This is a genomic window from Pseudarthrobacter polychromogenes (genome assembly GCF_014644495.1).
Lineage (GTDB): Bacteria > Actinomycetota > Actinomycetes > Actinomycetales > Micrococcaceae > Arthrobacter > Arthrobacter polychromogenes.
Map to the genome: position 1 here is coordinate 167874 of NZ_BMKU01000008.1, position 26004 is coordinate 193877.

Annotated in this window: 24 protein-coding genes; 23 read left to right on the forward strand and 1 reads right to left on the reverse strand. The window is 65.1% G+C overall.

Going from position 1 to position 26004, the window contains the following annotated elements; translation table 11 throughout:
* Nucleotides 1-4: 4 nt before the first annotated feature.
* The 9 genes from lysA to IEX43_RS13910 all read left to right on the forward strand — a co-directional run bounded on the left by lysA (nucleotide 5) and on the right by IEX43_RS13910 (nucleotide 11187).
* Nucleotides 5-1474, forward strand: coding sequence for a diaminopimelate decarboxylase (lysA, locus tag IEX43_RS13870; RefSeq protein ID WP_188811858.1), 1470 nt, complete (start codon nucleotides 5-7; stop codon nucleotides 1472-1474).
* The gene (locus IEX43_RS13875) at nucleotides 1475-2803 is read left to right on the forward strand and encodes a homoserine dehydrogenase (RefSeq protein ID WP_188727864.1); all 1329 of its coding nucleotides are present in this window, start codon (nucleotides 1475-1477) and stop codon (nucleotides 2801-2803) included.
* The gene (gene thrC / locus IEX43_RS13880) at nucleotides 2804-3910 is read left to right on the forward strand and encodes a threonine synthase (protein ID WP_188811860.1); all 1107 of its coding nucleotides are present in this window, start codon (nucleotides 2804-2806) and stop codon (nucleotides 3908-3910) included.
* A gap of 2 nt (nucleotides 3911-3912) precedes the next feature.
* The gene (gene thrB / locus IEX43_RS13885; protein ID WP_188811862.1) at nucleotides 3913-4887 is read left to right on the forward strand and encodes a homoserine kinase; all 975 of its coding nucleotides are present in this window, start codon (nucleotides 3913-3915) and stop codon (nucleotides 4885-4887) included.
* 296 nt (nucleotides 4888-5183) lie between these two features.
* Complete coding sequence (rho, locus tag IEX43_RS13890) at nucleotides 5184-7343, forward strand: transcription termination factor Rho (protein WP_188811864.1); 2160 nt, start codon at nucleotides 5184-5186, stop codon at nucleotides 7341-7343.
* 230 nt (nucleotides 7344-7573) lie between these two features.
* Nucleotides 7574-8647: a peptide chain release factor 1 gene (gene prfA, locus IEX43_RS13895; RefSeq protein ID WP_188811866.1), complete on the forward strand. Its 1074-nt coding sequence runs from the start codon at nucleotides 7574-7576 to the stop codon at nucleotides 8645-8647.
* A gap of 21 nt (nucleotides 8648-8668) precedes the next feature.
* A complete protein-coding gene (prmC, locus tag IEX43_RS13900; protein WP_188811868.1) occupies nucleotides 8669-9541 on the forward strand; it encodes a peptide chain release factor N(5)-glutamine methyltransferase in 873 nt (290 codons plus the stop codon).
* 12 nt (nucleotides 9542-9553) lie between these two features.
* Nucleotides 9554-10414 carry an L-threonylcarbamoyladenylate synthase gene (locus tag IEX43_RS13905; RefSeq protein WP_188811870.1) on the forward strand — a complete coding sequence of 287 codons (861 nt, stop codon included), beginning with the start codon at nucleotides 9554-9556 and terminating at the stop codon, nucleotides 10412-10414.
* Nucleotides 10414-11187, forward strand: coding sequence for a WecB/TagA/CpsF family glycosyltransferase (locus IEX43_RS13910; RefSeq protein WP_188811871.1), 774 nt, complete (start codon nucleotides 10414-10416; stop codon nucleotides 11185-11187). Before IEX43_RS13905 ends, IEX43_RS13910 begins: the two co-directional genes overlap by 1 nt.
* Nucleotides 11188-11211: 24 nt before the next feature.
* Here the strand turns inward: IEX43_RS13910 and IEX43_RS13915 are convergent, their stop codons facing one another.
* The gene (locus IEX43_RS13915) at nucleotides 11212-12108 is read right to left on the reverse strand and encodes a glycosyltransferase (RefSeq protein ID WP_188811873.1); all 897 of its coding nucleotides are present in this window, start codon (nucleotides 12106-12108) and stop codon (nucleotides 11212-11214) included.
* 286 nt (nucleotides 12109-12394) lie between these two features.
* Between IEX43_RS13915 and IEX43_RS13920 the strand changes: the two genes are divergently transcribed.
* The 14 genes from IEX43_RS13920 to IEX43_RS13985 all read left to right on the forward strand — a co-directional run bounded on the left by IEX43_RS13920 (nucleotide 12395) and on the right by IEX43_RS13985 (nucleotide 25898).
* On the forward strand, nucleotides 12395-13507 hold the full coding sequence (locus IEX43_RS13920) for an MraY family glycosyltransferase (RefSeq protein WP_188811875.1): 1113 nt from the start codon (nucleotides 12395-12397) through the stop codon (nucleotides 13505-13507).
* 108 nt (nucleotides 13508-13615) lie between these two features.
* Complete coding sequence (locus IEX43_RS13925) at nucleotides 13616-14098, forward strand: hypothetical protein (RefSeq protein WP_188811877.1); 483 nt, start codon at nucleotides 13616-13618, stop codon at nucleotides 14096-14098.
* On the forward strand, nucleotides 14091-14429 hold the full coding sequence (locus IEX43_RS13930) for an AtpZ/AtpI family protein (RefSeq protein ID WP_066277096.1): 339 nt from the start codon (nucleotides 14091-14093) through the stop codon (nucleotides 14427-14429). Before IEX43_RS13925 ends, IEX43_RS13930 begins: the two co-directional genes overlap by 8 nt.
* 81 nt (nucleotides 14430-14510) lie before the next feature.
* Nucleotides 14511-15311 carry a F0F1 ATP synthase subunit A gene (atpB, locus tag IEX43_RS13935; RefSeq protein ID WP_174179147.1) on the forward strand — a complete coding sequence of 267 codons (801 nt, stop codon included), beginning with the start codon at nucleotides 14511-14513 and terminating at the stop codon, nucleotides 15309-15311.
* A gap of 107 nt (nucleotides 15312-15418) precedes the next feature.
* Nucleotides 15419-15622, forward strand: coding sequence for an ATP synthase F0 subunit C (gene atpE / locus IEX43_RS13940; RefSeq protein ID WP_009356484.1), 204 nt, complete (start codon nucleotides 15419-15421; stop codon nucleotides 15620-15622).
* Nucleotides 15623-15674: 52 nt separating this feature from the next.
* Nucleotides 15675-16226, forward strand: a complete 552-nt coding sequence (locus IEX43_RS13945) for a F0F1 ATP synthase subunit B (protein WP_188811879.1) — start codon at nucleotides 15675-15677, stop codon at nucleotides 16224-16226.
* Nucleotides 16226-17053: a F0F1 ATP synthase subunit delta gene (locus tag IEX43_RS13950; protein ID WP_188811880.1), complete on the forward strand. Its 828-nt coding sequence runs from the start codon at nucleotides 16226-16228 to the stop codon at nucleotides 17051-17053. The genes IEX43_RS13945 and IEX43_RS13950 overlap by 1 nt, the downstream gene beginning before the upstream one ends.
* A 79-nt stretch (nucleotides 17054-17132) precedes the next feature.
* Nucleotides 17133-18770: a F0F1 ATP synthase subunit alpha gene (gene atpA, locus IEX43_RS13955; RefSeq protein WP_188727890.1), complete on the forward strand. Its 1638-nt coding sequence runs from the start codon at nucleotides 17133-17135 to the stop codon at nucleotides 18768-18770.
* Between the two features lie 73 nt (nucleotides 18771-18843).
* Nucleotides 18844-19734: a F0F1 ATP synthase subunit gamma gene (locus IEX43_RS13960; RefSeq protein WP_104184909.1), complete on the forward strand. Its 891-nt coding sequence runs from the start codon at nucleotides 18844-18846 to the stop codon at nucleotides 19732-19734.
* 83 nt (nucleotides 19735-19817) lie between these two features.
* Nucleotides 19818-21272, forward strand: a complete 1455-nt coding sequence (gene atpD / locus IEX43_RS13965) for a F0F1 ATP synthase subunit beta (RefSeq protein ID WP_104184908.1) — start codon at nucleotides 19818-19820, stop codon at nucleotides 21270-21272.
* Between the two features lies 1 nt (nucleotide 21273).
* Complete coding sequence (locus IEX43_RS13970) at nucleotides 21274-21558, forward strand: F0F1 ATP synthase subunit epsilon (RefSeq protein WP_018760117.1); 285 nt, start codon at nucleotides 21274-21276, stop codon at nucleotides 21556-21558.
* A 10-nt stretch (nucleotides 21559-21568) separates the two neighbouring features.
* Complete coding sequence (locus IEX43_RS13975; RefSeq protein WP_188727892.1) at nucleotides 21569-22000, forward strand: DUF2550 domain-containing protein; 432 nt, start codon at nucleotides 21569-21571, stop codon at nucleotides 21998-22000.
* Nucleotides 22001-22005: 5 nt separating this feature from the next.
* Nucleotides 22006-23316: an alpha/beta hydrolase gene (locus IEX43_RS13980; RefSeq protein ID WP_188811883.1), complete on the forward strand. Its 1311-nt coding sequence runs from the start codon at nucleotides 22006-22008 to the stop codon at nucleotides 23314-23316.
* Nucleotides 23313-25898 carry a DUF2156 domain-containing protein gene (locus IEX43_RS13985; RefSeq protein WP_229666464.1) on the forward strand — a complete coding sequence of 862 codons (2586 nt, stop codon included), beginning with the start codon at nucleotides 23313-23315 and terminating at the stop codon, nucleotides 25896-25898. The genes IEX43_RS13980 and IEX43_RS13985 overlap by 4 nt, the downstream gene beginning before the upstream one ends.
* Nucleotides 25899-26004: the final 106 nt, after the last annotated feature.

Genomic DNA, 26004 nt, shown 5'->3' on the forward strand with positions numbered 1-26004 from the left:
CCCCATGTCACCGCAGAGCAAAGACTCCCCGCTGGCACCCGAATGGCTTTCGGTTCCTGCCGACCTGAACACCCTGGAGCCCAAGATGTGGGCACAGGACGCAGCCCGGAACGATTCCGGCGAACTCACCGTCGGCGGCATTCCGGTCAGCGAGCTTCAGCAGCAGTACGGGACACCACTGTTCGTCATGAGCGAGGACGATTTCCGCGCCAGGGCACGCGCCTTCAGCGATGCATTCAACAATGCGTTTGCCGATATCTGCGGGGGAGTGGACGTCTACTATGCCGGCAAGTCGTTCCTGTGCACCGCCGTGGTGCGCTGGGTCGAAGAGGAGGGCCTCCGGCTGGATACTGCTTCCGGCGGTGAGCTTGCTGTCGCGGCAAAGGCCGGCATACCCGGCGCAGACGTTGCCTTGCACGGCAACAACAAGTCCGACCTCGAGATCCACCGTGCACTGGACATGAAGCTCGGCAGGATTGTGGTGGACAGCCTCGGCGAGCTGGTCCGGGTGGGCGACATCGCCGAACGCCGGGGGGAACAGGCCAAAGTGATGCTGCGGCTGACGCCCGGCGTACACGCCCACACCCACGAGTTCATCGCCACTGCCCACGAGGACCAGAAGTTCGGCCTTTCCATGGCAGCGGACACCACTGAACAGGCCGGCCTGTCAGCTGCCGAGGAAGCCGTCGCGGCTGCGTCGGCGCATCCGGGCATCGAACTGCTGGGGCTGCACTGCCACATCGGCTCCCAGATCTTCGAACCGGACGGTTTTGCCCTGGCCGCCCAGAAGCTCCTCCGCTTCCTCGCCGCCATGCAGGAAAAGTACTCCATCGTCCTGCCCGAACTGGATCTTGGCGGCGGCTACGGCATTGCCTACACGTCTGTGGACACCCCACGCCCCGCAGCGGAAATTGCGGAGGCGATGGCCGCCGTCGTGCGTTCCACCTGCGCTGAACTGGGCATTGACTCTCCCCGCATCTCCATCGAACCCGGCCGCGCCATCGTGGGCAGCACCACGTTCACCCTCTATGAAGTGGGAACGCTGAAGACCGTACGCGTTGACGCCCCCGCCGAGGCAGGGGCAAGTGACGGCGGCAACAACGTTACGTATCCGCGCCGCTATGTTTCGGTGGACGGCGGCATGAGCGACAACGCCCGCCCGGTGCTGTACGACGCGGATTACTCGGCAATCCTGGCGTCCCGCACTTCCACAGCCGGCCCGCAGCTGTCCCGCGTGGTGGGCAAACATTGCGAGAGCGGCGACATAGTTGTTAGAGATGTATATCTGCCCGAGGACGTGGCAGCCGGTGATCTGCTTGCTGTACCGGGTACCGGCGCCTACTGCTGGGCCCTGTCAAGCAACTACAACTATCTGGCCCGGCCGGGCGTTGTCGCGGTGCGCGACGGATCTGCCCGGCTGATTGTCCGCGGGGAAACCGAAGAAGATCTGCTCAACCGCGACATGGGAGTCTGAATGACCGAATTGCGAACCCTGAAAGTGGCCCTGCTGGGCTGTGGCAACGTTGGGGCCCAGGTTGCGCGGATTCTCATTGAGGACGCCGACACCCTTGCCGCCCGCGCGGGCGCGAAGCTGCAGCTGAGCGGCATCGCCGTGCGCAACGTCCACGCCCAGCGCGACGTGGACCTTCCCCAGGAGCTCTTCACCACCGACGCCGACACCCTGGTGAAGGACGCGGACCTGGTGATCGAGCTGATGGGCGGCATCGAGCCTGCCCGCACGCTGATCCTCTCTGCACTCCGCAACGGTGCCTGCGTTGTCACGGGCAACAAGGCGCTCGTGGCGCAGGACGGCCCCACCCTGCACGAGGAGGCTGACAAGGCGGGCGTCCAGCTTTCCTATGAGGCCGCCGTTGCCGGCGCCATTCCTATCCTGCGGCCCATCCGCGACAGCCTTGCCGGCGACCGCATCACGCGCGTCCTGGGCATCGTCAACGGCACCACCAACTTCATCCTTGACCAGATGGACACCACCGGAGCGCAGTTCGCCGATGCCCTCGCCGAAGCGCAGCGACTTGGCTACGCAGAGGCGGACCCCACTGCCGACGTCGAAGGCCACGATGCCGCCGCAAAGGCCGCCATCCTTGCCTCGCTGTCCTTCCACACCCGGTTTGCCCTGGAAAACGTCCACTGCGAAGGAATCACCTCGGTGACCGCGGCGGACATCGCCGCGGCCAAGGACGCCGGCTTTGTCATCAAGCTACTGGCGATTGCGGAAAAGCTTAATGTTGCAGACACAGAAACAGGCGGCGGCGAGGGCGTCTCCGTGCGCGTGCACCCCACGCTGCTTCCGCGCGAGCACCCGCTGGCCGCCGTCCACGGCGCCTTCAACGCGGTGTTCATCGAAGCCGAGAACGCCGGCGAACTGATGTTCTACGGACAGGGAGCCGGTGGTACCCCCACGGCGTCCGCTGTCCTGGGCGACCTTGTCTCGGCCGCGCGCAGCCTGGTCCTCGGCGGCCCGGGCCGGACGGAAACCACCACCGGCCAGGTTTCGGCGCTGCCGATCGACGCGGCCGTCACCAGCTACTACATCGGGCTCGACGTCGCCGACCAGCCCGGCGTCCTGGCCAGGATTGCCCAGCTCTTCGCCGAGCATGGCGTGTCCATCGAGATCATGCGGCAGACCATCCACCGCGACGCGGAGTCCAACGTGGAATCCGCCGAGCTGCGGATCGTCACCCACCGTGCGTCAGAGGCTGCCCTTGCGGCCACCGTCGAGGCCGTGAAGGGCCTGGACGTCATCAATTCAGTTACATCCGTTCTGCGGGTAGAAGGAGTCTAAGTGGCTCACCAATGGCGCGGCGTCATCCGCGAATACGCTGACCGTCTGCCCGTGACGGAATCCACCAGGGTAATCACCCTGGGCGAGGGCGGGACCCCGCTGGTGCATGCCCAGAAGCTCTCCGAGCTCACCGGCTCCAAGGTGTACCTCAAGGTGGAGGGCATGAACCCCACCGGTTCCTTCAAGGACCGCGGCATGACGATGGCCATGACGGCGGCCGTTGCCTCCGGCGCGCAGGCGGTAGTCTGCGCTTCCACGGGAAACACCTCCGCCTCCGCTGCTGCGTACGCCACTGCGGCCGGCCTGAAGTGCGCCGTCCTGGTGCCTGAAGGCAAGATTTCCATGGGCAAGCTCAGCCAGGCGATCGCCCACGGCGCCACGCTGCTCCAGGTGGATGGCAACTTTGACAACTGCCTGGACATCGCCCGGAAGCTGGGGGAGTCCTACCCGGTGTTCCTGGTGAACTCGGTCAACCCTGCGCGCATCCAGGGACAGAAGACCGGTGCCTTCGAAATCGTCGACGCGCTGGGCGACGCTCCGGACATCCACGTCCTGCCGGTGGGCAACGCCGGAAACATCACCGCGTACTGGAAGGGCTACAAGGAGTACTCCGCTCCGTTCGAGTCCGAAACCGCGGGTACCCTTCCCGCCGTCTCCACCAGGACGCCCGCGATGTGGGGCTTCCAGGCGGCAGGTGCGGCGCCCTTCGTCGCCGGCCACCCCATCACCGAACCCGACACCATCGCCACGGCCATCCGGATTGGCAACCCCGCCTCCTGGGACGGTGCCATCGGCGCCCGCGACGAATCCGGCGGACTGATCGACTCCGTCACCGATGAGGAAATCCTCAGCGCGCACCGCTGGCTGTCCGCCCGCGAAGGCGTCTTCGTCGAGCCGGGATCGGCCGCCGGCGTGGCAGGGCTCCTGAAGAAGCATGCCGCCGGGGAAGTCCCCTCAGGCAAGACCATCGTCATCACCGTCACGGGCCACGGGCTCAAGGACCCCCAGTGGGCCCTGCGCACGGAGGACGGCAGCGACGTGCAGCCGGTCAAGGTACCCAACGACGTGGTCACCGTTGCTGCTGAACTGGGACTGGAAGAAAAATAGCCTTGGAAACCACCTCGCCGGCCGCCGTCGGACTGCAACCCATCGAGGCCGGCCAGATCGTCACCGTTCGGGTGCCGGCAACCACGGCCAACCTGGGCCCGGGCTATGACAGCCTGGGCCTGGCCCTTGCATTGCACGACACCCTGACGGTGGAGAGCCTGGAAACGGACGAGCTGCTGTTCGAGCTTCGCGGCGAAGGCGCGGAAAGCCTGCCCCGGGACGCGAGCCACCTCGTGATCAGGGCCATGGAGGCGGCGTTCGAACGGCTGGGCTTCCGCCACGGCGGCCTGAAGGTGACCGCTGACAACGTCAACCCCCACGGGCGCGGCCTGGGCTCCTCCGCCTCCGCGGTGGTGGCCGCAGTCTCGGCGGCCAACGCCATGGTGCCCGAGGCGCACCGGCGGGGCCGGGACTGGATCCTGCAGCTGACCAGTGAAATCGAAGGCCACCCTGACAACGTCGCTCCCGCCATTTTCGGCGGACTGGCGCTGTCATGGCAGGACAGTGACCAGTACAGCAGCACCAGCGCCACTGTGGCGGATTCGGTGATCCCGGTTGTGGCGGTTCCGGATTACGAACTGTCCACGGAAGCAGCGCGTGCCCTGCTGCCGGCATCGGTGGGCCACCACGTCGCTGCCATGAACGCCGGCCGCGCTGCCCTGCTGATCCACGCGCTCACGCACAAGCCTGAATTCCTGCTGGCCGGCACCGAGGACTACCTGCACCAGAGCTACCGGGCCGAGGCGATGCGGCCCAGCGCAGCCCTCATCGGTGCGCTGCGCGCCGCAGGCCATGCCGCCGTCGTCTCCGGTGCCGGGCCCACGGTGCTGGTCCTCGCCAACGGAGAGGCCGAAGCCGCCGCTGCCGTGGCTTTCATCGGCCAGTTCACCGCGGCCAACACGCCGGATATTGCCTGGCGCGTACTGAAGCTGGCAGTGGACGTCGAAGGTGCTAAGGTGGAGTTGCACCGGCGGTAATTCCGCCTATCTGATCTGCTATTGCACTTAGTTGCCGCTTGGTCTCTTACTGCGCAATCCATTCCGGTGCCGCCTGCTAGGTCTGTCGCAGGAATCTGCAGCACTCAAACTGCCCCTGAAGCGTCAGTCCGGCGTCCCGCCATGGGTGGAGCGCAAGGTGAATCAGTATCCGGCCCTGCTGGCCGAAATCCAACCGGCAAGGCCGAGCAATCCGGCTGCAGATCTGAACTGCAGCCCAGATCAAATCATCGCGTCCAGCTCCCAGTCTGGACGCCGTCGAGGGGGAAGGATCCTTCGTGACCGAAACCACTGAGCTGTCGCCAGCTGTGGAACTATCATCTTCTGCTGCCGAATCACCGGCAGCTCCCGCCAAGAGCAGCGGCCTTGCAGGCCTGAAGCTCGCGCAGCTGCAGGCACTTGCCAGCCAGCTCGGCATCTCAGGCGGTTCCCGGATGCGCAAGGGGGACCTGGTTTCGGCCATCTCCGCCCACCGCGCCGGCACTCCCATGACCAAGGCTCCCGCCAGGGCAACCGAAAAGGCCGTCGAAACCCCGGCCGCCCAGGCAGCTGCCCCCGCAGTGTCCTCCCCGGCTGCCGCAGAAGCAACGGAAGCTCCCGCGGAAGGAACCCGGGCCCGTGGCCGCGGACGCAGCCGGCGCGCCGTCAGCGACGGAGTTGTGGCCCCCGCAGCCGCCGAGCCGGCAACCGCTGAAACCAGCACCGCCGCTCCGGTTGAGGCAACCGCCGCCGAGGCCACCGAAGCGCCCGAAGGCGCTGCCGAACGCCGCCAGCCGCGCACCCGCAACCGCCGCCGCGGCGAAGCTGCCGCTGCGCCGCAGGCTGCCGAGGCCGCCGAAGCACCCGCTGAACAGGCCGTTGCCGAACAGCGGACTTCAGAACAGCGCACCGAAGCTCCCACGGAGACCGGCGATTCCGGCCAGCGCGCCGACCGCCGCGAAGGCGGCCGCACCCGCGGCCGTGACAACGCCGGCCGTGACAACGCTGCCCGCGAGAATGCCGACAGCGGCCGCGACAACGCCGGCAGCCGTGAGGCAGGCCAGCGCGAAGGCGCCCGCCGCGACGACAACCGCGACACCCGCGACGGCGACGACTCCGACGGCGGCAGCCGCCGCAACCGGCGCAACCGCCGCGACCGGAACGACCGCAATGACCGCTCCGGCGGCCAGGACCGGGACAACAGCTCCCGCAACGACCGCTTCCGCGACCGCAACGACCGCCGCCGCGGACGTTCCCAGGGACCCGACGTCGACGACGTCGAGGTTACCGAGGACGACGTCTTGCTGCCCGTAGCGGGCATCCTCGACGTCCTGGAGAACTACGCGTTCATCCGCACCTCCGGCTACCTGCCGGGCCCCAACGATGTCTACGTCTCCCTGGCCCAGGTCAAGAAGTACAACCTGCGCAAGGGCGACGCCGTCGTCGGTGCAATCCGCGCACCCCGCGAAGGCGAAGACCGCAGCCAGCAGTCCGCCCGCCAGAAGTTCAACGCCCTGGTCCGCGTCACCTCGGTGAACGGCAAGACCGCCGAGGAGCTCAAGGACCGCGTTGAATTCGCCAAGCTGGTTCCGCTCTACCCGTCAGAGCGCCTGCGGCTGGAAACCGACCCCAAAAAGATCGGCCCCCGCGTCATCGACCTGGTTGCCCCCATCGGCAAGGGCCAGCGCGGCCTGATCGTCTCGCCCCCGAAGGCCGGCAAGACGCTCATCCTGCAGTCCATCGCCAACGCGATCACCACCAACAACCCTGAGGTCCACCTCATGATGGTGCTGGTTGACGAACGCCCCGAAGAAGTCACGGACATGCAGCGCACGGTCAAGGGCGAGGTCATTGCCTCCACCTTCGACCGCCCCGCTGACGACCACACCACCGTGGCCGAACTCTCCATCGAGCGCGCCAAGCGCCTCGTGGAAATGGGCATGGACGTGGTGGTCCTCCTGGACTCCATGACCCGCCTGGGCCGCGCCTACAACCTGGCAGCACCGGCATCCGGCCGCATCCTGTCCGGTGGTGTGGACTCCGCGGCGTTGTACCCGCCCAAGCGCTTCTTCGGTGCGGCCCGCAACATCGAAAACGGCGGCTCGCTCACCATCCTGGCCACCGCGCTCGTTGAGACCGGGTCCAAGATGGACGAGGTCATCTTCGAAGAGTTCAAGGGCACCGGCAACATGGAGCTCCGCCTGTCCCGCCAGCTGGCTGACAAGCGCATCTTCCCGGCTGTCGACGTCAACGCGTCCGGCACCCGCCGCGAAGAGAACCTGCTTTCCCCCGAGGAAGTCAAGATCATGTGGAAGCTGCGCCGCGTCCTCTCCGGACTCGAGACCCAGCAGAGCCTTGAGCTGCTGACCAACAAGATCCGGGAAACCCAGAGCAACGTCGAGTTCCTCATGCAGGTCCAGAAGACGACGCTTGGCGCGAAGTCGGATAACGACAAGTAACGCATCGGTGAGCGGCTGAGTTTGCTGCCCCGGTGCTGACGCCGCACGGATTTTTCCGCCCCCGCCCCTTCGCTGGGCGGCTTCCGATCTTCGATCGTCAGCCACCCAGCTCCGGCAGGCCCGATGCCACTCCCGGGGCGGAAAAATCCGTGCGGCTTCGTCGTTAAGCCCACCAGCCGCGGCCGCCACATGATTGTTACTAGACTTGTACAAGTCGAAAGAGGTTTTAAATGTTTGAGTCCGTACAGGGCCTGCTTGATGAGCATGATGCTATCCAGGCGCAGCTGGGGGATCCTGCTGTCTATGCCGACCAGCGGCTTGCCCGGAAACTGGGGCGCCGTTCGGCTCAGCTCAATGGCATCGTTGAGGCCTACCACAAGTGGGAAGCCATCCAGGATGACCTTGCTGCTGCCAAGGAGATGGCGGACGAAGACCCCGAGTTCGCAGCTGAGGTACCTGAGCTGGAAGCCGCCCTTGAGGTGGCTGCTGCGAAACTGCGCCGCCTCCTCATTCCGCGCGATCCTGACGATGCCCGCAACGTGATCCTTGAGGTCAAGGGCGGTGAAGGCGGCGACGAGGCCGCACTGTTCGCCGGCGACCTGCTGCGCATGTACACCCGGTACGCGGAGTCCCGCGGCTGGAAGACCGAGATCATTTCCGCCACGGAATCCGACCTTGGGGGCTACAAGGACGTCCAGGTTGCCGTCAAGGGCAGCTCGAACGATCCTGCCGAGGGTGTGTACGCCCGCCTTAAGTTCGAAGGCGGCGTGCACCGGGTGCAGCGCGTTCCCGTCACCGAATCCCAGGGCCGCATCCACACCTCGGCCGCCGGCGTCCTGGTCCTGCCCGAAGTGGATGAGCCCGAAGAACTCGAGATCAACCAGAACGACCTCAAGATCGACGTCTACCGGTCCTCCGGCCCCGGCGGCCAGTCCGTCAACACCACGGACTCCGCCGTGCGCATCACCCACCTTCCCACGGGCATCGTGGTGGCCATGCAGAACGAAAAATCCCAGCTGCAGAACCGTGAAGCGGGCATGCGCGTTCTCCGGGCACGCATCCTGGCGCACCAGCAGGAGCAGATCGACGCCGAGAACTCCGCCCAGCGGAAATCCCAGATCCGCACCATGGACCGTTCGGAGCGCATCCGCACCTACAACTACCCCGAAAACCGCATCGCGGACCACCGCACCGGGTACAAGGCGTACAACCTGGACCAGGTCATGAACGGCGACCTGGAGCCGGTCATCCAGTCCGCCATCGAGATGGACGAACAGGCACGCCTGGACGCCATCGGCGACTAGTCCCTTCGGTAAATTCCAGACATGACACTCGAGCCAGGCCAGTCGCTTGCGGACGCTGTCAGCGCGGCAACGGACATTCTCCGCGGCGCCGGCGTCCCCAGTCCGCGGGTGGACGCCGAGCTGTTGGCCGACCACCTTCTGAACGTGGGGCTCGGCCGGCTGCGTGCCATGATGCTGGGAGATGCGCCCGCGCCGGAGGGTTACGAGGCGCTGGTGGCGGAACGCGCCAGCCGCATACCGCTGCAGCACATCACCGGAGTGGCGCATTTCCGCTACCTTGAGCTGGCTGTTGGCCCCGGCGTTTTCGTACCCCGCCCCGAGACCGAATCGGTTGCGCAGCTGGTCATCGACCACGTCCGCGGGATGGCCCGCCCGCGGATCGTCGACCTCGGGACGGGCTCGGGTGCCATTGCAGGCTCCATCGCCCATGAGGTGCCGGGCGCGGAGGTGCACGCCGTCGAGTTCAGCCCCTTCGCCCACGCCTGGGCAGCAAAAAACCTGGCACCGCTGGGTGTCCGGCTTGTGCTGGGGGACCTAAGGAACGCGCTGCCCGAGCTTAACGGAACTTTCGACGTCGTGGTGTCCAATCCGCCGTACATTCCCGCCGAAGCCATCCCCACCGAGCCGGAAGTCGCCCTTCATGACCCGCCGGAGGCGCTGTACGGCGGGGGAGCGGACGGCATGGAACTTCCGACGGCGGCCGCTGCCTCCGCTGCCCGCCTCCTGCGGCCGGGGGGCTACTTTGTGATGGAGCATGCAGAAGTCCAGGCGGGTTGGATTTCGGACCATTTGGCCGGGACAGGAAACTGGACCGGGATCAGGACGCATCTGGACCTCAACGGCAAGGAGCGCGCCACCAGCGCCCTGCTCGCAGATCCGGACCACAGCGAATGAAAGAATAGGCGAGTGACCACTACCTACAACTGCACCAGCGACGACGAGCGGGCCAAGGGACTTGAGCACGCCCAGCGTGCCATCAGCGAAAAGAAGTGCGTGGTCTTTCCCACGGACACGGTCTACGGAATTGCAGCCGACGCCTTCTCGCCCCAGGCCGTGACCATGCTGCTGGTGTCCAAGGGGCGCAGCCGCACCATGCCGCCGCCCGTGCTGATCCCGCGGATCAATGCCCTCGACGGCCTCGCCACGGACGTCTCGGCCGACGCCCGCAAACTGGCGGAAGCTTTCTGGCCCGGAGGCCTCACCCTCATCCTGCACGCGCAGCCATCCCTGGACTGGGACCTTGGCGAGACCAAGGGCACTGTGGCCCTCCGCATGCCGGACGATGAGATCGCCCAGGAGCTGCTGACCCTTACCGGCCCCCTGGCCGTATCATCGGCCAACCGTACCGGCCATGCCGCCGGACAGACCGCCGCCGCCGCCCGCGAGCAGCTGGCGGACTCCGTGGAGGTCTACCTTGAAGGCGGCTTCCGGCCACTGGAAGGCGAGGCCGCAGTACCGTCCACGATTGTCGATGCCACGGGTCCGCGCCTGCGCGTGGTCCGGAACGGTGCGGTGACCCTGGACCAGCTTCGCGAGCACGTACCCGGAGTCCTGGGCCTGGGCGAGATCCCCATGGCCGAGGAGGAACCGGCAGAAGCGGCACCCGGAGCAACAGCAGCGGCACCTGCCGAAGCCGCGCCTGCGGAAGCAGCACCGGCAGAAGCAGCCCCTGCCGGCGGGTCTTCGGTTGTTCGGACTGCCGCTGTGGAGTCTCCTTCCGAGGAGCCCGCAGCTGTCCCGGCTCCGGTTCGGGACCCCGAGCCGTGATGGCACTTGACCGCCAGCGGATCCCGGTGCTGGAGGTCGATGCGACCCCGCTTCGCGTTCCGGACCTGGTGGCGGAACTCAGCCGCTTCGTCGAGGAAGGCTCCACCCGCACGGTACTGGGGCACAACCTGCACAGCGTCACACTGTCGCTCTCGGATGAGGATTTCCACGACCTATATAAGCGCAGCGATGTGGTCCTGCTGGACGGCGCGCCCGTGCTCTGGCTATGGGGGAGGACCGGCAAAGCCGAAGGGCCGGTCATGGACTACCGGCTGGGTACCACGGACTGGCTTCCGGCTTTGGGCCAGGTGCGCGGTCTGGAGCGGATTGCAGTGATCGGCGCCGGCGCCGAGGCAAATGCCGCGGCCGTCAGGCAACTGGAGTCGATCGTCCCCGGCGCCCAGGTGGCGGGCCTGCCCGGAGAGGGCTGGAACGGGGACCTCGAAGACCGGGCTGTTGAATGGCTGCACGGGCAGCGGCCGCAGCTTGTCCTGCTGGGCCTGGGCATGCCGCTCCAGGAGGAAGTCCTGCAGCGGCGCCTCGCCGACATGCCCCCGGCCACCTACTGCGCAGTGGGGGGAGCCATCGAACAGCTGGCCGGCTTCCAGAAGCTTGCACCACGATGGCTGGGACGGATGGGGCTGGAATGGGCCTGGCGGCTGCTGCTGCATCCCCGCCGTGTTGCCTACCGCGTGCTCGGAGAACCCTGGGTCCTGCTGTGGCTATTGGGAAGCCGCCGCTTGAAGCGAACCGTTCCCAGGCCCGGCAAGTAAACGCGGCAGGACCGGAAGTGCTTCTTAGAACTTCTGGTCCTCCAGCGGGGCAAAGCCCCTGCCACGCAGGCCGGCAGAGAAGGACCTGGCCCAACCCAGGAAACCTTTGAGGTCCCGCCGCTGCGCGAAATAGCCTGCATACCCGCCCACGTCCGCAATAAAGGACCGGACGCGGAAGTACCGGCGGATCAGGTAGCCGCGGTTCCGGTAATAGTAGTACCGCTTGAACGCGGACTCCGGGACGATGACGTGCCAGCCTGCGCCAAACACATGCTGGGTTTCCGAGAACGCATGCGGGTGGGTGATGGCGGTGGTGGTCACCGTGCCAAACCTGACGCCCGCCTTGCGCAGCCGAATGGTGAAGTCCACCTCGTCGCCGCGGATGAACAGCCGCATGTCCGGCAGTCCCACTTTGAAGAAAACGTCGGAGCGGATCAGCGCGCCGTTGAAGAAGTGCCCGTCGTTGGGCAGGAAGCCAAGCTTCTCCACCTCGGCGCGGCTGTGCGTCACCTTGCCGTCAAGGCGGAAGAAAAAGGACAGCCGGTCCGGCTGGCCAGGCGCGGTCACCAGCGGAACTACCGCCTCCAGGTCCCTTGCCTCAGCCTCACGCAGTAGCGTGGCGAGGCATTCCGGATCCGCCGGCTCGGCGTCGTCATCCATCATCCAGATCCACTTGGCTCCGCTGGCCACTGCCTTGAGTGCTGCCAGGGCGAAGCCGCCCGCACCGCCGAGGTTGGCCTCCGAACGGACGTAATCAACGTTTGGATGCACACCGGCTGTTTCACGCGCCGGGGTTTTGCCGCTGTCAACCAGGCAGATTGTGTCCACTGCGGCCGTCTGGGCGTTGATGGAATCCAGCAGGACGGCCAGTTCCTTCGGCCGGTCGAAGGTCACGGCGGCAACTGCTATGCGGGGGGTCATGGGGGTCCTTTCAGCATGGCTGACAGGGATTTCCCCGCTCGCAATGCGCCAGTGTGGCGCGAAGCCATGAAGCTGTTGGCGCTAGTATCTTTGACTAGAGTCCACTGTAATACAGCCCTGTAAGGCACCGCGTATGAGGAAATACGCACTGCCTGCTGCGCGCTCGGCGACGGAGAAGTTTCATTTATCGAAGAACAGATTCCCGGCCAGTGAGCCCCATAGCCAAGGACCAGATGCCAGTGCCGTTGCCCGGCTGCAGCGTCCCCCCGGAAACGGAACCCGCCCCATGATCATGTACCTGCTGATGGGACTGACCGCTGCTGTCGTTTCCTACGCGGCTACATGGGGGGCCCGGGTCGTCGGCCACCGGCTTGAACTCCACATGCCCATCCGAAGCCGCGATATGCATTCCATTCCCGTGTCGCGCCTGGGCGGCGTGGCGATCTTCCTCGGCGTCGTGGTGGCCCTCATCGTTGCCAGCCAGTCCTTTTTCGTGAAGGACATCTACCGGAACAACTTCTCGCCATGGGGCGTCCTCGCCGGCGCAGCCGTCATTGTGCTGGTTGGCGTCGCCGATGACCTGCTGGACATCCGGTGGTGGGTGAAGCTGATCGGCCAAAGCATTGCAGGCTTTACCGTGGCCATCTGGGGAGTACAGATGACCATCGTCCCCTGGGTTCCGGAGCCGATCCACCTCGAGAATGAAACCGTCCAGGTCCTCTTGACTGCCGGCCTGATCGTCACCACGATGAATGCGTTCAACTTCATCGACGGGCTGGACGGCCTTGCCGCAGGCGTCGCCATCATCGGCGGCACCGCGTTCTTCTTCACCGCCTACTGGGTGCACCGCAACGCGGTCCTGCTGGACTATTCAGACCTTGCGACACTGATTACCGCGGTCCTGGTGGGCAGCTGCCTGGGCTTCCTGCCGCACAACTGGTTTCCGTCCAAGATCTTCATGGGCGATTCCGGCGCCATGCTGATCGGGCTGCTGATGGCGTCGGCGGGTGTAGTGTCCACGGGACAGATCACCTCGGGGCTCTACGACAGGGTCAACGGCATCTCCACGGTGATTCCCATCCTGCTTCCGTTCGCGGTCCTCTTCCTTCCGCTGCTGGACCTCGGCCTGGCGGTGGTGCGGCGCACTGCCCGGGGCCGCTCGCCATGGTCTGCCGACCGAGGGCACCTGCACCACAAGCTTCTGGACATCGGCTATTCGCACCGCACTGCAGTCATCCTGATGTACCTCTGGACCGCCATCCTCTCCTTCGGGGGACTGGCCTTCGCCATTTTCCCGTGGCAGATTGTGCTGTCCATCGACCTCTTCGCCACCCTGGTCATGGGCCTCATCACTGCCTGGCCCTACCTTGCCCGCAGGGGGGAAGAGACCCGGGCGTAACGTCCGTGCGGAAATATTTCTATCTCGTGTAGAATTTAGGGGCAGCCAAAGCTGCCCCTCCATACAGCCTGTTGACGATCTTCCGCAGGTGCCGACGATTGGGATCGAATGACCTCCAACGCCGAGTCCGGACCGCTGTCCGGCAACGGACGCGTTGGCGCATCCGGCCCCACGCCGTCGCTCTGGCTGAACCTCCTCAAGCTGAGCTCGATCGTTTCTGCGTGCGGACTGCTGCTTTGCGCTGTACCGGCCATGCTGCTGGACGGGGTGAACGGGGCGCTTTCCAGTACGTCCGGTGGCGTGTTGGTGATGCTCTTCTTCGGAATCAGCCTCCTTGTAGGGCATTTCGTGGGCCGCAGCAATCCTTCCGGTGCCATTGGCATGTTCGTGGCAACCTACTTCGTCAAGGTGGTCGGTTTCGCCGTCGTCCTGTTCGTGGTGGGAGCTCCGCAGTGGCTTAACGGGCGCTGGTTTGTTGCCGGCGCCGTCACCGCGGTGGTGCTGTGGCAGGCGGCTGAGGTCTACGGTTTCAGCAAAGCGCGCCTCCAGATCTACAACGATCCAGAAACCAAGGAAAACCCCGATGCGTGATCCGAAGAAGCCCAACGAAGGCCGCAACGGCAACGGTGGATCGACCGGTTCCGCCCCCGGTGTATCAGGCGACGGAACCAGCGGCGGATACAACGCCGGCATGGCCGTATTCAGCTACATCATTGGCGGAATCATCGTCTGGAGTTTGATAGGGTGGGGACTGGATTACGTGTGGGGAACGCGCTGGATTGTGCTCGCAGGCGCTCTGCTTGGAGCCGTCGGAGGTTTTTACCTTTCCCACATGCATGGCCTTACCAGTTCTCGAAACAACGCTGGGGAGCGCCATGCTGCCAGCGGGCCGTCCCAGGACGGCGACACTAATGCCAAATAATTTCACAGGGGGAACAGCAGGCCATCAGGCTGCCGATCCCCGCCCAACGCCCAATGATGGACACTGCAGAGAGGAAACGCGTTGATCGCGCTTGCGCTCCCGGCCCAAGATTCAGGAGAGTTCACTCCTCCTGGTATTAACGAAATGCATTTGCCGGCAATCCTGCCGTGGGGTGCCGCAGAAGGATTCTCCAAGCAGATGCTGCTGGTCCTCCTCTCTGTCGTCTTTATCGCCGTCTTCTTCGTGCTCGCTGCACGCAAGCAGCAGCTGGTACCCGGCAAGCTCCAGTTCGCCGGCGAGGCCGCCTACGGCTTCGTCCGCAACGGAATCGCCAAGGACATCATCGGCGGCAAGGACTTCATCAAGTACGTCCCGCTGCTGTTCAGCCTCTTCTTCTTCATCCTGGTTAACAACATCTACGGCGCCATCCCGTTCTTCCAGCTCCCCACGTTCTCCCACGTGGGCGGAGCCTATGTGCTGGCCGGTATCGTCTACTTCACCTGGATCGCCATCGGCGTCAAGAAGAACGGGCTCCGTTACTTCAAGCTGGCCACCGTGCCCTCAGGTGTTCCCTGGTACATCCTTCCGATCGTGATCCCGATCGAGATCATCTCCAACTTCCTGGTCCGGCCGGTCACCCACAGCCTCCGTCTGTTCGCCACCATGCTGGCAGGCCACCTCATCGTGATGATCGCAGGCTACGGCATCGAGTTCCTCGTCATGCAGGAGAACATCCTGCTGAAGGGATCCTCCCTCCTGGTCCTCGCCGGCGCGATCGCCATGTACATGCTTGAAGCCCTGATCATGGTCCTGCAGGCGTACGTCTTTACCCTGCTGACCGCGATCTACATCGAAGGCGCGCTTCACGCCGACAGCCACTAGGCACCAGCCGCACGGCATTGCGCCGCAAGGCACACAAAACTTCCCCTCGCGGGGATAGAGCAACCCAAACAACCTGCCACACGGGTGGCATCTTGAAAGGAAGAAAAATGGAAGGCAATCTCAACCTCGTAGGTTACGGTCTGTCCGCAATCGGCGGTGGTATCGGTGTTGGCCTCGTATTCGCTGCCTACATCAACGGCGTTGCACGTCAGCCGGAAGCACAGCGCGTCCTGCAGCCGATCGCATTCCTCGGCCTTGCGCTCACCGAAGCCCTCGCCATCCTCGGCCTGGTCTTCGCCTTCGTTCTCTAGTCCTTAGAGCGAAGCGAACTTACAGAACCGAGTAGAAAAGGACGGGTGAAATATGAATCAGCTGATCATCTCAGCCGCCACTGAGGGCGAAGTCAACCCCCTGGTTCCCAACGTCTGGGAAATGGGCGTTGTCCTCGTGGGCTTTGCCATCCTCATGTTCATCGTGGTCAAGTTCGTTGTCCCGATGTTCGAAAAGACCTTCGCCGAGCGTGCCGAGGCCATTGAAGGCGGCATTGCAAAGGCTGAAAAGGCCCAGGCTGAGGCTTCTGCTGCACTCGAAGAGTACAAGCAGCAGCTGACCGACGCCCGCACCGAAGCCAACCGCATCCGTGAGGAAGCCCGCGCCGAAGGTGCCCAGATCCTCGCGGATCTCAAGGAGAAGGCAGCTGCAGAGTCTGCCCGCATCACGGCCCAGGCGCACGCGCAGATCGAATCCGAGCGCCAGGCGGCCGTTGTGTCCCTGCGCTCCGAGGTCGGCACCCTGGCCACCACCCTGGCCGGCCGGATCGTCGGCGAATCGCTCAACGACGACGAGCGTGCAGCTCGGGTCGTGGACCGCTTCCTGGCAGATCTGGAGACCCAGAACGCAGGTGCAGCTAAGTAATGGCAGGCGTATCGAGCGAATCGCTGGCAACAGCGCTGACAGCGTTGGAAGCCAAGCTTCCGACGGCGTCGCTGCAGCTGGCAAAGGAACTCTTCGGAATTCTGGGAATGGTGGACAGCTCGGCTGGCTTGCGCCGCGCCCTGACTGACCCGTCCCGCAATGGTGACGAAAAGTCGGCGCTGGTCAGGCAGCTGGTTGGCGGAAAAGTCTCCGCTGATGCTGCAGATATCGCGAGCGGACTGGCCAGCCTGCGCTGGGCAACTGCCCGTGACATCGGCGATGCACTCGAGACTCTTGCCGCAACGGTGGTCATTTCCGTTGCTGAAAACAAGTCGGCCGTTTCTGCCTCCGGAATCACTGGCCTGGAAGAACTGGAGAACGATCTGTTCTCCTTCAACCAGGCTGTTGCCTCCAGCCACGAGGTACAACGTGCTCTGTCCGAAACACAGGCCAGCGCCGCAGCCAAGTCGGCATTTGCCGAAAAGCTGATGCCCGGTGCCAGTGAGGAAGCCAAAGTCCTCATCCGGCAGGCCGTTACCCAGCCCCGCGGCATCAAGCCGACCCGGCTGGTGGAACGTTTCGCGGAGCTGGCGGCCAAGCGGCAGCAGCGCTGGATTGCAACGGTCAATGTGACCCGTCCCCTGACGCAGACGCAGCTTGCACGCCTTCAGGCGGGCTTGAACGCCATGTACGGGCGGGAACTGAAGATCAACCTCAACGTTGATCCGGCACTCATTGGCGGCATCCGCGTCCAGGTTGGTGACGAAGTGCTCGACGCTTCGGTACTCACCAGGCTGGGCGAGCTGCAACGCCAGCTGGCCGGTTAGCCGGACAAGCACAAACAAACTGATAGAAACCCCGGTCATCGGCAACGGTGATCACAAAACAGGAGAGCAGGGACTGCAGATGGCCGAATTGACCATCAACGCCGACGACGTCCGTAATGCGCTGAACGAGTTCGCGGCGTCCTACGAACCCGGAAACGCAGAACGCGTAGAGGTCGGCCGCGTATCTACCGCTGGTGACGGCATCGCCCGTGTTGAGGGCCTTCCCTCGGTCATGGCGAACGAGCTGCTTCGCTTTGAGGACGGCACGCTGGGCCTGGCCCAGAACCTCGACGTCCGCGAAATCGGCGTCATCATCCTCGGTGACTTCACCGGCATCGAAGAAGGCCAGGAAGTCCACCGCACCGGACAGGTTCTGTCCGTTCCCGTGGGCGACGCCTTCCTTGGCCGTGTTGTCGACCCGCTGGGCATGCCCATCGACGACCTCGGCGAGATCAAGGCCGAAACCACCCGCGCACTGGAGCTCCAGGCTCCCGGCGTGACGCAGCGCAAGTCTGTGCACGAGCCGATGCAGACCGGACTCAAGGCTATCGACGCCATGATCCCGATCGGCCGCGGCCAGCGCCAGCTCATCATTGGCGACCGCCAGACCGGCAAGTCGGCCATTGCGATCGACACCATCATCAACCAGAAGGCCAACTGGGCTTCTGGCGATGTGACCAAGCAGGTCCGCTGCATCTACGTGGCCATCGGTCAGAAGGCGTCCACCATCGCCGCCATCCGCCAGACCCTCGAGGACAACGGCGCACTGGAGTACACCACCATCGTGGCGTCTCCGGCATCCGACCCCGCAGGCTTCAAGTACCTGGCACCGTACGCCGGTTCGGCCATCGGCCAGCACTGGATGTACGGCGGCAAGCACGTCCTCATCGTGTTCGATGACCTCTCCAAGCAGGCCGAGGCCTACCGTGCAGTGTCCCTGCTGCTCCGCCGCCCGCCGGGCCGCGAAGCCTACCCGGGCGACGTGTTCTACCTGCACTCCCGCCTGCTGGAGCGTTGTGCAAAGCTGTCCGACGAACTGGGCGCCGGTTCCATGACGGGCCTGCCGCTGATCGAGACCAAGGCGAACGACGTGTCCGCCTACATCCCGACCAACGTCATCTCCATCACCGACGGCCAGATCTTCCTGCAGTCGGACCTCTTCAACGCCAACCAGCGCCCCGCTGTTGACGTGGGTGTGTCTGTGTCCCGCGTGGGCGGCGCCGCACAGGTGAAGTCCATGAAGAAGGTCTCCGGTACGTTGAAACTGGACCTCGCCCAGTACCGCGACATGCAGGCATTCGCCATGTTCGCCTCGGACCTGGACGCCGCATCGCGCCAGCAGCTGACCCGTGGCGCCCGCCTCATGGAGCTGCTCAAGCAGGGCCAGTACTCGCCGTTCCCGGTCGAGAACCAGGTCGTCTCCATCTGGGCCGGCACCAACGGCTACCTGGACGACGTTCCGGTTGAGGACATCAGCCGCTTCGAGTCCGAGTTCCTGGAGCACCTGGCGCACAAGTCCTCGATCCTCACCACGCTGGCGCAGACCAACGTGCTGGACGATGACACCGCGGCAGCTCTCAAGTCGGCAATCGTCGACTTCAAGAAGGGCTTCTTTGGCGAGGGTGACAACCACCTGGTCGGTGCGGGGCATGAGGAATATGCCGCCATCGACGAGGGCCAGGTTGACCAGGAAAAGATCGTCAAGCAGAAGCGCTAGTTCCATTGGCCGGGTGTGCCGGGTCCTGTGGACCCGGCACACCCGGCCCACGGAACGCTAGGAAAGGATAAGTATGGGAGCCCAGATCCGGGTCTACCGCCAGAAGATCAGCTCGACCACGTCGATGCGCAAGATCTTCAAGGCGATGGAACTGATCGCTACCTCGCGCATTGGCAAGGCCCGTGCGCGCGTAGCAGCTTCACTGCCTTACGCGAACGCGATCACGCGCGCCGTTTCTGCTGTCGCAAGCCAAAGCGAAATCGACCACCCGCTGACCACTGAGCCGGAGCAGATCCGCCGTGCCGCCGTCCTGGTAATTACCGCGGACCGCGGACTGGCAGGTTCCTACTCGGCCAGCGTGCTCAAGCAGGCGGAAGGTCTCATCGAGCTGCTCCACGAAGAAGGCAAGGAAGTCAAGACTTACGTCGTTGGACGTAAGGCCCAGGCCTACTTCGATTTCCGGAACCGTGAATACGCACGGGTCTGGACCGGAGGGACAGATGCGCCTGAGTTCACCACCGCGCGCGAAATTGGCGAGGCACTGCTGGCCGAGTTCGCGACCGACTACGAAGAGGGCGGCGTGGACGAGATCCACGTGGTTTACACCCGCTTCAAGTCCATGGTCACCCAGGAGCCCACGGTCATCCGCCTGCTTCCCCTGGAAGTAGTGGAAGAGCAGGCCGCTTCCGAATCGGACCTGTTGCCGCTGTACGAGTTCGAGCCGGAAACGGAGCGCGTTCTTGACGCCCTGCTGCCGCGCTACATCGAGTCACGCATCTTCGCGGCGATGCTGCAGGCAGCAGCTTCCGAGCTTGCTGCACGCCAGCGGGCCATGAAGTCCGCCGGCGACAACGCCACGGACCTCATCAAGAAGTACACGCGTCTGCGCAACACGGCCCGCCAGGCTGAAATTACGCAGGAGCTTTCCGAGATTGTTGCCGGCGCCGACGCCCTCGCGTCCTAGCCTGCAGCAAGCCGGATTCCGCTGGACCTGCACCACCACAGATAAACTTAAACCCACGCCATCTACTGAGTGAAGTGAGAGAGATGACTGCCACTGCTACCGAACACGTAGCCGCAACGTCCGGTGCCACCGGCCGCATTGCGCGCGTAATCGGCCCGGTTGTCGACGTCGAATTCCCGGCCGACGCAATCCCGTCCATCTACAATGCCCTCACCACCGAGATTACTCTCAACGGTGTAACCAAGACCATCACGTTCGAGACCGCCCTGCACCTGGGCGACAACCTCATTCGCGCCATCTCCCTGCAGGCTACCGACGGACTGGTCCGCGGCACCAACGTAGTGGACACCGGCGCCCCCATCTCCGTACCCGTTGGCGACGGCGTCAAGGGCCACATCTTCAACGTGCTGGGCCAGCCCCTGGACGTTGCAGAGTCGGAACTGGACATCAGCGAACGCTGGCCGATCCACCGCAAGGCACCGAACTTCGCCTCGCTCGAAGGCTCCACCGAGATGCTGGAAACCGGCATCAAGGTCATCGACCTCCTCACCCCGTACATCAAGGGTGGAAAGATCGGCCTCTTCGGCGGCGCCGGCGTGGGCAAGACTGTTCTGATCCAGGAAATGATCACCCGTGTGGCCCGCAACTTCGGTGGTACCTCGGTATTCGCCGGCGTTGGCGAGCGTACCCGTGAAGGTAACGACCTCTGGGTTGAAATGGAAGAGGCGGGCGTCCTCAAGGACACCGCCCTTGTGTTCGGCCAGATGGATGAACCGCCGGGAACGCGCCTCCGCGTGGCCCTGTCCGCGCTGACCATGGCGGAGTACTTCCGCGATGTGCAGAACCAGGACGTGCTGCTCTTCATCGACAACATCTTCCGCTTCACCCAGGCAGGTTCCGAGGTCTCCACCCTCCTCGGCCGCATGCCGTCCGCCGTGGGCTACCAGCCCAACCTGGCAGACGAGATGGGCCTCCTGCAGGAGCGCATCACGTCCACCAAGGGCCACTCCATCACCTCGATGCAGGCCATCTACGTTCCCGCAGATGACTACACCGACCCGGCTCCGGCAACGACCTTCGCACACCTCGACGCGACCACGGAACTTTCCCGTGAAATCGCCTCCCGTGGTCTGTACCCGGCCGTTGACCCGCTGACGTCAACGTCCCGCATCCTGGATCCCCAGTACATCGGCAAGGACCACTACAACACGGCTGTCCGCGTGAAGCAGATCCTGCAGAAGAACAAGGAACTCCAGGACATCATCGCCATCCTCGGTGTGGATGAACTCTCCGAAGAGGACAAGATCGTCGTGTCGCGTGCACGCCGCATCCAGCAGTTCCTGTCCCAGAACACCTACACCGCCAAGCAGTTCACCGGCGTCGAGGGCTCCACGGTATCCATCAAGGACACCGTTGAAGGCTTCACCGCGATCTGCGACGGCGACCTCGACCACATCGCGGAGCAGGCGTTCTTCAACGTCGGCGGCCTCGACGACGTCGAGCGCCAGTGGGCCAAGATCCAGGAACAGACCAAGTAATATGGCTGAGCTTGAGGTTGAGATTGTCGCAGCGGACCACTTCGTGTGGTCCGGAGCGGCCAAGATGGTCAAGGCCCGCACCAGCGATGGTGAAATCGGAATCCTGCCCGGCCACTCGCCCCTGCTGGCGATCCTGGCCGAGGGTGAACTGGCGATCCAGCCGGTATCGGGAGACCGGATCGCGGTAGACGTCGACGGCGGGTTCTTCTCCGTGGACAACAACCGCGTGGTCATCGTTGCTGACAACGCCCAGCTGGGCGGCTCGGCTACCGCTGGGATCCGCTAGCATCACCTTGATGGACGCATCGAGTCTTCCGTTCATCGCCATGGCAATCGCTTTTGGATTGCTGATCTTTGCACTGTGCCTTTCGGGGGTGCGCCGCTTCAACCTGCGGCGTGCCCTCGGCACGGTGGACGCCTCCATTTGCATGGCTGGAAACAGCTGGCAGATGGGGGTTTGTCGTTATCAGGACAACGACCTCGAGTGGTTCCGCCTGATCTCGCTCAGCGTCCGGCCCAAACACAAGTTCAAGCGCCACAGCCTTGAACTGCTGGGCCGCCGGAAACCCACGGAGGCCGAGGCCGTGAAGGTCCAGCCCGACGTCGTGATCGTTGAACTGCGGTATGAAGGCAAGGACCTGCGCCTCGCCATGAAATTCGACGCCTACACCGGCCTCTCGTCCTGGCTGGAGGCCGGTCCGGTCATCGGCGTGGGCACCTGGCGCTAGCCGGCGTGGACTGGCTCTTCGAGGTCCGGCTCGTGGACGGGCCGGTCTACTGGGTTTCCCTCATCCTGGGCCTCGCCGGGGCGCTGTACCTCCTGGTGCCCCCTTCCGGCACCCGCCGCCGGCACTGGCTCCTCCGGGTCCTGGCAGGCGCAGCCGCGGCATTCGCACTGGTCGCCGCCGTGCACTGGGCCCTCATCAACGTCTTCTCGGTCTTCACCGCGAACATCCCGGACGCTGTGCTGCTCTGGATAGTGGCCGCCGTCGCCGCCCTTACCCTCCTGGTCCTGAGGGTACCCCGCGGCACCTGGCGGAGCCGCGGAACCGGATTCGCCGCGGTCCTCCTGGTCGCGGCTCTCTCGGCGGTACAGATCAATGCCTACTATGGCCTCAACCGCACAGTCAGCGACCTCTTTGGCGCGGCACTGGCGAGGGTCCCCGCGCTGGAGCGGGAGCTGATGCGCCAGCCTGGGGAGCCCGACGGCGCCACGCTCCAAGGCTGGACAGCGCAGGAGGAGATGCCGGCCGGGGGAGTGCTGCGCCGGTCCGTGATCCCGGGCGATGTTTCCGGAATGGATACCCGGGAAGCCTACATCTACCTCCCTCCCGCCTACTTTGCGCAGAACCGCCCAGCCCTTCCGGTGCTGGTGCTGGTGGCGGGACAGCCGGGCGGCCCGGCAGACTGGCTGACCGGTGGTGCACTGCAGTCCCACATGGACGCCTTCGCCGCCGCCCACGGGGGAGTGGCTCCCGTGGTGGTGGTGCCCGACCCCAACGGATCACAGTCCGCCAACACCATGTGCATGGACAGCCGGATAGCACGCGCGGACACCTATCTCTCCCAGGACGTCCCGCACTGGATAAAGTCCACGCTCACCGTCGACACAGACCACCGCAGGTGGGCGGCCGGAGGGTTCTCCTTCGGCGGCACCTGCGCACTGCAGCTGGGAACCAGGCATCCGGACCTTTTCCCCTCGGTTTTGTCCTTCTCCGGCGAGGCGGAGCCGGCGATTGCCAAGGAGCGCCCCAAGACCATCGAAGCGTCCTTCCCGGGGGACCCTGAGGCCTTCGTCCGGCAGACTCCCCTGGCCATCATGAAGGAGCAGCGCTTCGACGGCAGCGGACTCTACCTGACCGCCGGGCAGGACGACCCGGAATTCGTCGGGTACCTCCGTACCCTGGCCGCTGCCGCGGAGGATGCCGGCTTTACGGTGCGCGCCTACGAGGTGGAGCATACCGGCCACTCGTGGGATACCTCCTCCAAGCGTATTGCCGATGCCCTCGACTTCCTGGCCGAACGGTGGGGGCTGGACAGGTGACCGCTGAAAAGCAGGTGCGGACTGCCCGCCTTGCCTGGTCCACGGTGGTGCTGCCCGCCCTCAAGGACGGGGCGTCGGCCGTGAAGGCGGCACCCTTTACGCTGGTGGTGCTCGGTCTTTTCCTCGCCGTGGGGGCAGTGACCGGCAGCTTCGCGGCAGGCCCGCCCGAACAACTGCTGGGACTTGCGGGTGTCAGCGGGCCGGGCCTCCGGGACGGCAACTGGTGGTCCCTCTTCACCAGCCTCTTCTTCGCCACGAATCCGCTGGCCTACCTTGTTGCCGCGTTGATGATCGTGATGTTCCTGGCACCCGCCGAGCGCAGGCTGGGAACGCGGGCGGCCATCGCATTGCTGCTGGGCGGCCAGTTCGCCGCCGTCACGCTGTTCCTGCTGGTGACCCAGGTTGCGGGATACGTGGGGGACGGGTGGCTGGACCGGATGGCCAACGACGTCCTGGTTGGTCCGTATGCCCCGCTGCTGACGGCGGGCCTGGCGGGAAGCGCGCGGCTGCCGGTCCTGTGGCAGCGCCGCCTGCGGACAGCCGTGCTGTCCATCTCGCTCCTGCTGGTCCTGTATGTGGGGCACGCTGAGACCGTGATCGGACTGCTGGGCGCCGTGCTGGGGCTGCTGGCCGGCTGGTGGATCCAGGGGGACCAGGGGCAGCTCCACCGGCACCGGTCAACCGGACGCGAAACCAGGAACCTTCTGGCCCTCACGGTCGCCGTTTTCGCCGTGGGGCCGATCCTGACCGGGATCGTTCGGGCGCCCACTGGCCCGCTGGCCCTGCTGCGCGACGTGCTCCTGAATCCGCTGCCGACGCTTGGCCAGCTGGCGTTCAGTTGCGGTGCCACGGTGGAGGCTTCCTGCCTGGAAGAGGGCCGGGCCGGTTTTGCCGGTCCCGTCGGGCTTGCCCTGGCCGTGGTCCCGGTAGCCCTGCTGCTGATCTGTGCGGACGGCATGCGCCGCGGCCGTCGCCTTGCCCTGAACATCGCCATCGCCATCCAGTTGGCTGTTACGGCGCTGGCCGCCGTCTACCTTGCCCTCTTCGCCCTGTTGCCCTCGAGGAGCCAGGGGCCCAATGCCGGGCCGATGGGCTCCGCGTTTTCCCACGTGCTTCCCCTTGTGGTGGTGCCGCTGCTGCTGGCGATGGTCCTGTGGTTTAACCGGCGGCAGTTCCGGGTGCAGACAGCGCCGTCCGCCCGCCGGGTGCTTGCGGCGGTGGCGGGAGGAACGTGGCTTGCCTTGGCCGGTTCCTACGCACTGGCCTGGTTCTGGTCAGGAGGGCTGGAGCGCGACGGCGGTTTGCTGGGACTGCTGGCTGAGCTGGCCAGGCAGTACGTCCCCATCCCCATCCCGCAGCACTACCGCGGCGTTTTCGCTGACCGCAACGCCCTGGAGTCCGTGCTGTTTGCCTATTCCGGGCCGGTGTTCTGGGTCATCGCGCTGGCGGCAGTGTGGTGGGTGCTGCTGGGCAAGGCCCACGGCACCGATTCCGGCGTGGAGGACAGGGACAGGGCCAGGTCGCTGCTGCACCAGGGCGGTGGCCCGCTCTCGTGGATGGCGCTGTGGGAACCCAACACCTATTGGTTCAGCTCCGACGGCAAGGGCGCCGTCGCCTTCCAGCAGCACGGCAGTGTTGCCCTCACCCTCGGCGGAGCCTTCGGACCGAAGGAAGCCCAACAGCGCGTCACCGGGGAGTTCCTGGCCTATTGCCGGAGCCACGCGCTGATTCCGGCGCTGTATTCGTGCGATGACACACTGTGGCCGGCGCTGCAGGAACAGGGGTTTGCCCGGGTGGCCGTTGCCCAGGAAACGCGGTTGCCGATCCGCGAGCTCGAGTTCAAAGGAAAGGAATGGCAGAACGTCCGGACAGCGCTGAACCGGGCCGCCAAGCTGGGCGTGCGTGCCGTGTGGGGGCCGTACCACTCGCTGCCGGCGGCGCTCCGGTCACGGTTGAGCGAGGTGTCCGAAGAGTGGGCAGCAGGAAAGTCTGTCCCCGAGATGGGCTTCACCCTGGGCGGTGTGGACGAGCTTGAGGACGAGGAGGTGCTGTGCTGCCTCGCCGTGGACGGCAACGGAACCGTCCACGGCGTCACCAGCTGGCTTCCCGTCTACGACGGCGGGCGGCTGGTCAGCCGGACGCTGGACGTCATGCGCCGTGGCGCCGAAGGATTTCCCGGGGTGATGGAGTTCCTCATCGCCTCCGCGGTCCTGGAGCTGCGCGGCTCCGTGGAGGTCATCTCCCTGTCCGGTTCTCCGCTGGCGCGGGTTCCTGTGGGTCAGGCAGTAGCGCCGGGAAGCGGTCCTGCCGGGGAGAACCCCGGCGGCGGCGAAGATGGGCAGCCGGGCCCGGAGAACCTGGTGAAAATCCTGGACCTGGTGGGGCACGCCCTCGAACCTGTCTATGGCTTCCGGTCCCTGGCGGCGTTCAAATCAAGGTTCAAGCCGGAGTACCGCGCACTCTACCTCTATTACCAGGACCCGCTGCACCTGCCGGCTATTGGCCGGGCACTGACCCGCGCCTACCTCCCCGGGCTTTCGCTTGCGCAGGGCGCCCGCCTGGTGCGCAGTTTGGTGAAGTGAATATCCCCGTAGTTTTGCCCGCCGTTTATGGGGATGGCCGGAAACCCAAACGCGTTGTGTTTTGCGTTTGTCCGACTGTAAAGCGGTAAAAAATGGTCCCCGGCAC